10 protein-coding genes are annotated in these 10,955 nt (G+C 66.7%); 4 read left to right on the forward strand and 6 right to left on the reverse strand.

The genetic code is table 11. The annotated features are described in order from the left end of the window. The first annotated feature begins 18 nt into the window (after positions 1-18). Positions 19-684 (forward strand): peptide-methionine (S)-S-oxide reductase MsrA, encoded by a 666-nt coding sequence (gene msrA, locus AC5P65_RS04885; RefSeq protein ID WP_031270096.1) that lies wholly within the window; start codon positions 19-21, stop codon positions 682-684. A gap of 562 nt (positions 685-1,246) precedes the next feature. Here the strand turns inward: msrA and AC5P65_RS04890 are convergent. The 5 genes from AC5P65_RS04890 to ahpC all read right to left on the reverse strand — a co-directional run bounded on the left by AC5P65_RS04890 (position 1,247) and on the right by ahpC (position 6,210). Next, positions 1,247-2,203, reverse strand: a complete 957-nt coding sequence (locus AC5P65_RS04890) for a transaldolase (RefSeq protein WP_111099043.1) — start codon at positions 2,201-2,203, stop codon at positions 1,247-1,249. A 50-nt stretch (positions 2,204-2,253) separates the two neighbouring features. Further along, on the reverse strand, positions 2,254-2,658 hold the full coding sequence (rnk, locus tag AC5P65_RS04895) for a nucleoside diphosphate kinase regulator (RefSeq protein ID WP_019661134.1): 405 nt from the start codon (positions 2,656-2,658) through the stop codon (positions 2,254-2,256). Between the two features lie 123 nt (positions 2,659-2,781). Then, a complete protein-coding gene (locus AC5P65_RS04900; RefSeq protein WP_021203199.1) occupies positions 2,782-3,744 on the reverse strand; it encodes a LysR substrate-binding domain-containing protein in 963 nt (320 codons plus the stop codon). A gap of 85 nt (positions 3,745-3,829) precedes the next feature. Beyond that, positions 3,830-5,422, reverse strand: a complete 1,593-nt coding sequence (gene ahpF / locus AC5P65_RS04905) for an alkyl hydroperoxide reductase subunit F (RefSeq protein ID WP_111099044.1) — start codon at positions 5,420-5,422, stop codon at positions 3,830-3,832. 224 nt (positions 5,423-5,646) lie between these two features. Further along, a complete protein-coding gene (gene ahpC / locus AC5P65_RS04910) occupies positions 5,647-6,210 on the reverse strand; it encodes an alkyl hydroperoxide reductase subunit C (RefSeq protein WP_005408159.1) in 564 nt (187 codons plus the stop codon). Positions 6,211-6,532: 322 nt separating this feature from the next. Between ahpC and prmC the strand changes: the two genes are divergently transcribed. After that, positions 6,533-7,390, forward strand: coding sequence for a peptide chain release factor N(5)-glutamine methyltransferase (prmC, locus tag AC5P65_RS04915; protein WP_021203201.1), 858 nt, complete (start codon positions 6,533-6,535; stop codon positions 7,388-7,390). A gap of 48 nt (positions 7,391-7,438) precedes the next feature. After that, positions 7,439-8,380, forward strand: a complete 942-nt coding sequence (gene pip / locus AC5P65_RS04920; protein WP_021203202.1) for a prolyl aminopeptidase — start codon at positions 7,439-7,441, stop codon at positions 8,378-8,380. A 90-nt stretch (positions 8,381-8,470) separates the two neighbouring features. Here the strand turns inward: pip and AC5P65_RS04925 are convergent, their stop codons facing one another. Then, complete coding sequence (locus AC5P65_RS04925; RefSeq protein WP_111099045.1) at positions 8,471-9,355, reverse strand: LysR family transcriptional regulator; 885 nt, start codon at positions 9,353-9,355, stop codon at positions 8,471-8,473. A gap of 105 nt (positions 9,356-9,460) precedes the next feature. On the opposite strand from AC5P65_RS04925, the gene AC5P65_RS04930 reads away from it, so the two are divergent. Beyond that, a complete protein-coding gene (locus tag AC5P65_RS04930; RefSeq protein WP_019661140.1) occupies positions 9,461-10,873 on the forward strand; it encodes an MFS transporter in 1,413 nt (470 codons plus the stop codon). Positions 10,874-10,955 lie beyond the last annotated feature (82 nt).

A 10,955-nucleotide genomic window follows, 5' to 3' on the forward strand; every position in this document is an offset into this window, starting at 1 on the left:
TTGGGAATTGGCCAGGGCATCCTCGGCATCGGGGCCTTCAAGCAGCGCCTGCCGCGCCCGGAAGAGGCGCTGCCGGGACGCGAGCAGCCGTTGCCGCTGCACAGCAACCAGCACTTCGTGAACAGCCATCCGCTGAAGGACCGCTTCGCCGGCCTGCAGCAGATCCGCTTCGCGCTGGGCTGTTTCTGGGGCGCCGAGCGCAAGTTCTGGACCGAACCGGGCGTGTACAGCACCTCGGTGGGCTATGCCGGCGGCATCACCCCGAACCCGACCTATGAAGAGGTCTGCTCGGGCCTGACCGGCCACACCGAAGTGGTGCAGGTGGTGTTCGACCCGGCGGTGGTGAGCTTGGAACGGCTGCTGCAGCTGTTCTGGGAAAGCCATGACCCGACGCAGGGCATGCGCCAGGGAAACGACACCGGCACCCAGTACCGTTCGGCGATCCATGCCACCGACGAGGGCCAGTACAAGGCCGCGCTGGCCAGTCGCGAGGCCTACCAGGCGCAGCTGGATGCGGCCGGCTACGGCCCGATCACCACCGAGATCGTGTACCCGGCACCGGCGTACTACTACGCCGAGGACTACCACCAGCAGTACCTGGCGAAGAATCCGAACGGCTATTGCGGCATCGGCGGCACCGGCGTGAGCTGCCCGATCGGATTGGATGTGGAGGCGCCGCGCTGACGCGCGGTGGTCCGCCTGCGGCGGGCAGAAGCCAAAGCCAAAGCCAAAGCGGCTCTGGTTTGCTGTGAGTTTGGCGGGACGGGTACAGATGGCGGGACACGCCGTAAACCCGTCCTTGGGGGCTCGGCCACGGCATCCATGCCGTGGACGGTCCCGCCATCTGCGCCCGTCCCACCTTCGACAGTTTCCCGGTGACGGTGGGCGAGAGCATTGGTTACTGACGAACTGATGGAAAACAAAAAGGACGCGGCGTTCGCCGCGTCCTTTTTGTTTGGTTCTGCATTGCCCTTGTAGAGCCGAGCCATGCTCGGCTCCGAGCAAGCGAAGCGCGCGACCCGCTGTTGCTCTTCTTTCTTTCTTCCGTGGCGGGCGGCCGCAGGAAACTGTCGAAGGCAGGGTGGGTAGGCCGTGCAGGGGCGTGAGCCGCATGGATGGGGCGACAGAGCTTACAGGGACGTACTTGCAGCGTCCCCTGCACGGCCTACCCACCCTGCCAACCACATGACCCGCTCTTCGCGACCAAGCCCCCCGCCACGAGGGGCTCAGCCGTTGGCCGGAATCCTCACAGTGCCGCGCGGATCCGATCGCGCAGTGCTTCCAGATCCTTGGCAAACGCCTCGATGCCGGTCGCCAGCTTCTCGGTGGCCATCGGATCGGCCGCCAGGTCCGCCGCGAACTTCGCCGCGTCGATCGGGGTCACCGCCGCGCCGTCCGCTGCACCGGCCACCAGCTTGCGCGGCAGCTCGCCGTGGTCGGCGTCCAGCTTCTCCAGCAGGTCCGGCGAGATCGTCAGGCGGTCGCAGCCGGCCAGTGCTTCGATCTGCGCGGTCGAACGGAACGAGGCGCCCATCACCACCGTCGGCGAACCGCGACGCTTGAATTCGGCGTACACGCCGCGCACGAACTTCACGCCCGGGTCTTCGTCGATGGTGGCCGGGGTCTGGCCGTTGGCCACGTACCAGTCGAGGATGCGGCCGACGAACGGCGAGATCAGGAACGCGCCGGCTTCGCTGCAGGCCAGCGCCTGGGTCGGGTTGAAGATCAGCGTCAGGTTGCAGTCGATGCCTTCGGCCTGCAGGATGCGCGCGGCTTCCACGCCTTCCCAGGTCGCGGCGATCTTGATCAGGATCTTCTCGCGCGGCACGCCGGCGTCGGCGTACATCTGGATGAACTGGCGGGCCTTGGCCACGGTGGCCGCGGTGTCGTGAGCCAGGTCGGCATCCACCTCGGTGGATACCCGGCCCGGCACCAGCGTGCTCAGCAGCGCGCCGACGCCGATGGTCAGGCGGTCGGCCACCGCGTGCACCACGGCTTCGCGGTCGCCACCCTGCTGGCGGCCCCAGGCCAGTTCGCGTTCGATCAGCTCGGCGTAGACCGGCAGGTCCAGCGCCTTCTTCACCAGGGTCGGGTTGGTGGTGCAGTCCACCGGCTGCAGGCGCTTGATCGCCTCGTAGTCACCGGTATCGGCGACGACCACGGACAGTTCACGCAGCTGGGACAGTTTGGACGGGGTACTCATTGCGGCTCCTGGTGCAAGGGAATCGAATCGCGCGCGGTGCGCAGCGGTAATCAGGGGCGGTCGTTATGGACCGCGGTCACGCGCAGGCGCAGCTTCCGGCCACCGGGCGCGTTCCAGTCGATGCTCTGGCCGATCGAAAGGCCGAGCAGGGCACTGCCGACCGGGGCCAGCACGGAGACCTTGCCTTCATCGACGTTGGCTTCGCGGGGGAAGACCAGGGTCAGGACGTGCTTTTCGCCCGACACTTCATCTTCGCATTCCACGCGCGAATGCATCATGACGATGCCTTCGGGAATCTGGTCCGGTGCCATCACGGTGGCCCGGTTGAGTTCTTCAGCAAGCGCGAGCGCGGCAGGCGTCTGGCTCAGCGCGGGGGATTCGAGCATGGCGTCCAGGCGGTCCATGTCGAAAGTAGAAACGGTGATCGACGGCGGCAGGCCGCTGGCGGTACTCATGGTGAAGCTCCTTGGTTGAAAGCCATGCAAAAGGCGGCACCTGCTGGCGCCGCCTGTCTGTATTGTGGGGACAAATGCGGCCGGAATCGACTCCTGCCGATTCCGGGCCGATGCTGCAGGGGTTCAGCCGTTCAGCGCCGGGCCGGGCAGGGATGCCGCATCGGACGTGGCGTTCAGCGCATCCAAGGTGAACAGCGCCTGCGGCAGGCGCTTGAACTGGTCGGCCAGCTCCATCAGGAAGTCGTTCATGGCCGAGCTGCGACGCCAGATCATGGCGATGCGGCGGCTGGGACGGCCCTCGCCGGTGAAATCGAGCAGGCGGATGTTGTTCGAGCGCGGCACCGGCGGCTGCACCGACAGACTTGGCAGCAGGGTGATGCCGACGTCGGCGGCGACCATCTGCCGCAGGGTTTCCAGGCTGGTGGCGCGGAATTCGGACTTCTCATTGGCGCCGAACAGGCGGCACACTTCCAGCGCCTGGTCGCGCAGGCAATGCCCGTCTTCCAGCAGCAGCAGCTTCTGCGTCGCCAGCTCCTGCACGTCCAGATGTTCGCGACGGGCCAACGGGTGGCGCCCGGAGACGGCCAGCAGGAACGGCTCCTCGAACAGGAACTCGGCATGCAGCTGGTCGTCCACCACCGGCAGCGCCAGCAACGCAGCATCCAGCTTGCCTTCGCGCAGGCGGTCCAGCAGCACGTCGCTCTTTTCCTCGACCAGCAGCAGTTCCAGCTCCGGGAAGCGCTCGCGGATGCGCGGGATCACATGCGGCAGCAGGTACGGGCCGAGGGTCGGGAAGATGCCCAGGCGCACCGTGCCGGCTTCCGGATCGCGGCTGCGTCGCGCCGCTTCCTTCAGCTGTTCCACTTCGGACACGATCACCCGCGCCCGTGCCGCCGCTTCCTGACCGGCCGGGGTCAGCATCACCTTGCGCGGTGCGCGTTCCACCAGCGGCAGGCCCAGCTCTTCTTCCAGCTTGCGGATCTGCGTCGACAGCGTGGGCTGGCTGACGAAGCAGGCGGCGGCAGCCCGGCCGAAATGCTTGTGGTCGGCCAGGGCTACCAGGTACTTCAGATCACGTAGGTTCATCCTTACACCCCAGGGGTAACGGACCGGCTGACGGCGTGGTTACCCGACAGGCAGACAATGTTCCCGGTGATCTGGGAACGGTGGATCAGGCTGCTTCAGCAACGGCACCGCTGCTGTTGCTCACCGACGAGCGGATCAGGTGGTCGAACGCACTCAGTGCGGCGGTCGAGCCGGCGCCCATGGCGATGATGATCTGCTTGTAGGGCACCGTCGTGCAATCGCCAGCGGCGAACACGCCCGGCAGGTTGGTCTGGCCGCGCTCATCGATGACGATCTCGCCGCGCGGCGACAGCGCCACCACATCCTTCAGCCACTCGGTGTTGGGCAGCAGGCCGATCTGCACGAAGATGCCTTCCAGCTCGACGCGGTGGGCATCGCCGCCGATGCGGTCCTTGTACACCAGGCCGGTGACCTTGCTGCCGTCGCCCAGCACTTCGGTGGTCTGTGCGCTGGTCAGCACCGTCACGTTGGCCAGGCTGCGCAGCTTCTTCTGCAGCACTTCGTCGGCACGCAGGCTGGAATCGAACTCCAGAAGGGTTACATGCGACACGATGCCGGCCAGATCGATGGCCGCTTCCACGCCGGAATTGCCGCCGCCGATCACCGCCACGCGCTTGCCCTTGAACAGTGGGCCATCGCAGTGCGGGCAGTAAGCCACGCCCTTGTTGCGGTACTGGTCTTCGCCCGGCACGTTCATCTGCCGCCAGCGTGCGCCGGTGGACAGGATCACCGAACGGGACTTGAGCACCGCACCGTTCTCCAGCTGCACCTGCACCAGGCCGTCTTCGCCGGCCGGCACCAGCGCGCTGGCACGCTGCAGGTTCATGATGTCCACGTCGTACTCGCGCACGTGCTGTTCCAGCGCCGTGGCCAGCTTCGGACCCTCGGTCTCCTTCACCGAAATGAAGTTCTCGATGGCCATGGTGTCCAGCACCTGTCCACCAAAGCGCTCGGCGGCGATGCCGGTGCGGATGCCCTTGCGCGCGGCGTAGATCGCCGCTGCCGCACCGGCCGGGCCACCGCCCACCACCAGCACGTCGAACGCGTCCTTGGCGGCAATCTTCTCGGCATCGCGCTTGCCGGCATTGGTGTCCAGCTTGGCCACGATCTGCTCCAGGGTCATGCGGCCCTGGTCGAACACTTCACCGTTGAGATACACGGTCGGCACCGACATGATCTCACGCTTCTCGACTTCGTCCTGGAACAGGGCGCCATCGATGGCCACGTGCTGGATGCGCGGGTTGAGCACTGCGGCCAGGTTCAGCGCCTGCACCACGTCCGGGCAGTTCTGGCAGGACAGCGAGAAGTAGGTTTCGAACTTGTATTCACCTTCCAGGTTCTGCACCTGCTCGATCAGCTCGGCGGTGGCCTTGGACGGATGACCGCCCACCTGGAGCAGCGCCAGCACCAGCGAGGTGAACTCGTGGCCCATCGGCAGGCCGGCGAAGGTCAGGTGGATGTCCTGGCCCGGGGTGCCCAGGTCGAAGGACGGCACGCGGCCCTGCCCATCGCGCAGCACCTGCAGCGAGATCTTGTCCGACAGGCTCTCCAGGGTCTGCAGCAGGTCCAGCATTTCCTGCGACTTGGCGCCATCGTCGGCGTGCGCGGTGATCTGGATCGGGCGGGTCACGCGTTCCAGATAGGTCTTCAGCTGCGACTGCAGGTTGGCGTCCAACATCGGGTCATCTCCTGGCTTCAGGCAAACAGGGGGCGTGGCACCGCTATAGAAGGTAGCGGACCAGCTGGGGGTAGGGGTGAACCCAAGACAGCGACCGTGGAAGGGGCTGGCTGGCCAAGGCGGGCGAGCGTTGGCTGTCTTGGGTTCACCCCCACGCCGGCGGGGGGGCCGGCACGGGGATGAAGGGCGCGCCGTGGCGTGGGGACACGGCAGGGCGGTAGGGCTTAGATCTTGCCGACCAGGTCCAGCGACGGGGTCAGGGTCTTCTCGCCTTCCTTCCACTTGGCCGGGCACACCTGGTTCGGGTTGGCGGCGGTGAACTGGGCAGCCTTCAGCTTGCGCAGGGTTTCGGAAACGTCACGGGCGATCTCGTTGGAGTGGATCTCCAGGGTCTTGATCACGCCTTCCGGATTGATGATGAAGGTGCCGCGCAGGGCCAGGCCTTCTTCCGGAATGTGCACGCCGAAGGCGTTGGTCAGCTGGTGGGTCGGGTCGCCGACCAGCGGGAACTGGGCCTTGCCGACGGCCGGCGAGGTCTCATGCCACACCTTGTGCGAGAAGTGGGTATCGGTGGTGACGATGTAAACCTCGGCACCGGCCTTCTTGAACTCGGCGTAATGGTCAGCTGCGTCTTCGATCTCGGTCGGGCAGTTGAAGGTGAAGGCGGCCGGCATGAAGATCAGGACGGACCACTGGCCCTTCAGGCTGGCGTCGGAAACCTTGATGAACTCGCCGTTGTGGTAGGCGTTGGCTTCGAACGGCTGGATCTGGGTATTGATGAGGGACATCATTTTTCCTCTTGGTGAAGGGGAGTGGGTGAATCGACAGGAGCTAGGTTACCCATTCGCTCGCGATAAGAACAATCCATTGATTGCATCCATTCGATAGATGGAGTCTATCGAAGAACCCTTAGCAGGCACTGAACCTGGCCATCGCCATCCTGCAATTGCCTGTGTGACAAGGGAAATCTCGGCAGACCGCTGCTTGGGGCCGATAGTCCGTCCTTATCCCGCCCTGCGGAACCTGAACCGATTCTGGTTTTGTAGAGCCGAGCCTGTGCTCGGCTGCTCCAGAAGCAGCCGAGCACAGGCTCGGCTCTACAATTGCAGCATGTCCTTTCAAGCCCAACCCACCCTGCGTCAGGTCGTAGCCGACGCCAGTGCTCGCTTGGGCAGCATCGACGCCCGCCACGAGGCGGAACTGCTGCTGCTGCATGTACTGGACCGCCCGCGCAGCTGGCTGTTCGCGCACGCCACCGATCCGCTGGCCGCCAATGACCAGGCCGCCTTCGAGGCGTTGCTGGCCCGCCGCGTGGCCGGTGAGCCGGTGGCCTACCTGACCGGCCGTCGCGGATTCTGGACGCTGGACCTGGAGGTCGACCCGGCCACGCTGATCCCGCGTCCGGAAACCGAGCTGCTGGTCGAGCTGGCGCTGGAGCGCCTGCCGCCAGACCAGTCGCTGCAGCTGGCTGACCTGGGCACCGGCAGTGGTGCGATTGCACTGGCACTGGCCAGCGAACGGCCGCAGGCGCAGGTGCTGGCCACCGACGCCAGCCCGGGCGCGCTGGCCGTGGCCGCGCGCAATGCCGCCCGCCATGATCTGCGCAACGTCCGCTTCGCCGAAGGCGGGCACGACTGGTATGCGCCGCTGCAGGGCGCGCGTTTTGATCTGATTGCCAGCAACCCGCCGTACATCGCCAGCGACGATCCGCATCTGGAGCAGGGTGACCTGCGCTTCGAGCCGGCCACCGCACTGGCCTCGGGTCCGGATGGCCTGGATGACATCCGCCGTATCGTCGACGGTGGCCAGGCCCACCTGCGGCCCGAGGGCTGGCTGTTGATCGAGCACGGTTGGGACCAGGGCGCGGCGATCCGTGCGCTGTTCGACGCGGCGGGATTTGTCGAGGTGCAGACCGCACAGGACCTGGAGCAGCGCGACCGCATCACCCTGGGCCGGCGTCCGGCCTAGAATGGAGGTTCTCCTGCCCCGGCAGGGCATCACCCTGGAGCTGCAAGCATGCGTACGCTGTACCCCGCCATCACCCCCTACGACGTCGGCACCCTGAAGGTCGACGACCGCCACACGCTGTACTTCGAACAGTGCGGCAACCCGGACGGCAAGCCGGTGGTGATGCTGCACGGTGGCCCGGGCGGCGGCTGCAGCGACAAGATGCGCCAGTTCCACGACCCGTCCAAGTACCGGATCATCCTGTTCGACCAGCGCGGTGCCGGCCGTTCCACCCCGCACGCCGACCTGGTGGACAACACCACCTGGGACCTTGTTGCTGATATCGAGAAGCTGCGCGAACACCTGAAGGTCGATCGCTGGCAGGTGTTCGGTGGCAGCTGGGGTTCGACCCTGGCGCTGGCCTATGCCGAAACCCATCCGCAGCGCGTGACCGAACTGGTCCTGCGCGGCATCTTCATGCTGCGTCGCTGGGAACTGGAGTGGTTCTACCAGGAAGGCGCCAACCGCCTGTTCCCGGATGCGTGGGAGCATTACCTCAAGCCGATTCCGCCGGTGGAGCGCCATGACCTGATCTCGGCCTTCCACCGCCGCCTGACCAGCGACGACGAAACCACCCGCCTGGAAGCGGCCAAGGCCTGGGCGGTGTGGGAAGGCGCGACCAGCTTCCTGCATGTCGATGATGACTTCATCAACAGCCACGAAGACCCGCATTTCGCGCTGGCGTTTGCCCGCATCGAGAACCACTACTTCGTCAACGGTGGTTTCTTCGAGGTGGAAGACCAGCTGCTGCGCGACGCGCACCGCATCGCCGACATCCCGGGCGTGATCGTGCACGGCCGCTACGACGTGGTCTGCCCGCTGGCCAACGCCTGGGACCTGACCAAGGTGTGGCCGAAGGCGAAGCTGGAAATCACCCCGGCCTCGGGCCATTCGGCGTTCGAGGCCGAGAACGTGGATGCGCTGGTGCGCGCCACCGATAGCTTCGCCTGATCGGTAGTGCCGGCCGCTGGCCGGCAATGCTTCACCATCAGCGCCGGGCATCGCCCGGCGCTACCGGCCTCATCCACGCATGGCGTGGATTTACCAGTCCCCGGCCAGCAACGCGTCGGCCAGCACCTGCAGCTTCGGCGAGTGCTGGCGCGACGGCGGGTAGATCAGCGACAGCGCACGGCTGCGGCCCTCGAACGGCTGCAGCACGCGTTGCAACCGGCCGTCGGCCAGCGCGTCGGCCACCGCGAAATCCATCACCTGCACGATGCCGATGCCGGCGATCGCCGCTTCCACCAGCGGATCGCCGCTGTCGAACACCATCCGCGTCGGTGGCGTGAAGTCGTGAAGCTGGCCGTCCTGCAGGAACTGCCAGTCCACCAGCCGGCCACTGCGCAGGTTGCGCACCGCCAGGCACGCGTGGCCCTGCAACGCCGCCACATCGTCCGGTGCGCCACAGCGGGCCAGGTAGCCGGGGCTGGCCACCGTCACCCAGCGCAGCGGCCGCAGTGGCCGCGCGACGATGCGCTGGTCGGCGATGACGCCGGTGCGCAGCGCGGCATCGAAACCTTCCTCGACCAGATCGACCAGGCGGTCGTTGAGCACGGCTTCCACCTGCAGTTGCGGGTGCTGCTGCAGCATCGGCCCCAGCAGCGGTACCAGCACCTTGCGCCCGAACATCGAGGGCGCACTGATCTTCAGGGTGCCCGAGGGCGTGCACGGACGGTCGGCCAACTGGCGTTCGGCGTCTTCGAGACCGCACAGCAGGGGCGCGACCTGATCGACGAACTGGCGACCATCCGGGGTCAGTGCCACGTTGCGGGTGTTTCGCTGCAGCAGCTTCACCCCCAGCGTGGCCTCCAGCCGACTGATCGCGCGCGACAGGCCTGACTGGCTCAGGCCCAGCTGCCCGGCGGCGACGGTGAAACTGCGTGCTTCAGCCACCTGCACCAGCATGCGCACGGCATTGAGGTCCATCGAGGTTCCATTCATGCTGAAAATCATGACAGATATGGCTGGAAAGGGGTTTATTGATAGCTCTGCATCAATGAGACTGCGCTCCCCCACAGCACCGGACCGTCGATGCCTCCCCTCAAGTACCCGCGCTGGGCGCTGGCCCTGCTGGCCACCGCCCAGCTGATCATCGCCCTGGATGCCACCATCATCTTCGTCGCCCTGCACGACATGGGTCGCGCGCTGCAGATCAACGCACAGCAGCTGCAATGGGTGGTCAGTGCCTACACCGTGGCCTTTGGCGGCAGCCTGCTGCTGGGGGGCCGTGCCGCCGACCTGATCGGCCGTCGCCGCTTCTACCGGCTGGGCATGCTGCTGTTCGCACTGGCGTCGCTGCTCGGCGCGCTGGCGCCGAACGCCACCCTGCTGATCATCGCGCGTGCGGCGCAGGGCATCGGCGCGGCACTGCTGTTCCCGGCCACGCTGGCGCTGATCAACACGTTGTATGCGGAAGGTCCGGTGCGCAACCGCGCACTTGCGATCTGGAGCATGGCCAGCGCGGTGGGCCTGGCGCTGGGCACGCTGCTCGGTGGCGTGCTGACCCAGGCGTTCGGCTGGCCGGCGGTGCTGGCAGTGATCGTGCCACTGGCCACCACCTGCGCGGTCGCTGCGGGCGCGTGGTTGCCGGCCGATGGCCCGCGTCTGCAGGGCCGTTCCTTCGATCTGGCCGGTTGCCTCACCGTCACTGCCGGCGGCAGTCTGCTGGTCACTACCCTCGTGCAAGGGCCGGAGTGGGGCTGGACTGCGCCGGCCACGCTGGGCTGCCTGCTGCTGTCGGTGCTGCTGCTGGTGGCGTTCGTGCAGATCGAACAGCGCAGCCGCGATCCGCTGATGCAGTTCGCGTTGCTGCGGCTGCCCGGACTGCGCGCGGCACTGGGCCTGACCTTCGCCTTCATGAGCAGCTATGGAGTGCAGTACTACTTCATGGCGCTGTACTTCCAGGACGGCTACGGCTGGAGCCCGCTGCAGGCCGGCCTGGCTTTCCTGCCGGCGACGGCGGTGTGCACGGTCGGCATCCAGCTGGCGGAGTGGGCGCTGAAGCGCTGGAGTGCACGCAAGGTGCTGGTGCTCGGCCAGCTGGCCGGTGCCGTTGGCATCGCCTGGGCCGCAGCAACACTCCCGCACGCCTCGAACTTCTGGCCGCTGCTGCCCGGCGTGGTAGTGCTGAGCATCGGCCAGGGCATGACCTGGACCTCGATGTGGATCGTGGCCGGGCAGGGCGTGCCGTCCGCACAGCAGGGTGTTGCATCTGGCATGGCGGCGACCGCGCAGCAGATCGGTGGTGCGCTGGGCCTGGCGGTGCTGGTGATGGTGGCCAATGCCCATGCGGGTGCAGCCGGTTCGCCGAGTGCACTGGCCGGGCTGGTGCGCGCCGAATACGGTGCCGCCTTGTTTTCACTGTTCGGCGTGGTGATCGCGCTGGGCTTGCGCCCGGCGCCGGCCGAATCGGCCGCCACCGTCTGCCCGGCCAACGAGGCATGATTGAAGGCGCTGCCGTGGGTGGATGTGCCGCGCCTGTGGCAGTGCCGGCCGCTGGCCGGCAAACACATTGATCCAACTACCC

The sequence above is a fragment of the Stenotrophomonas sp. YJH_SMC_48-3 genome, assembly GCF_059369375.1.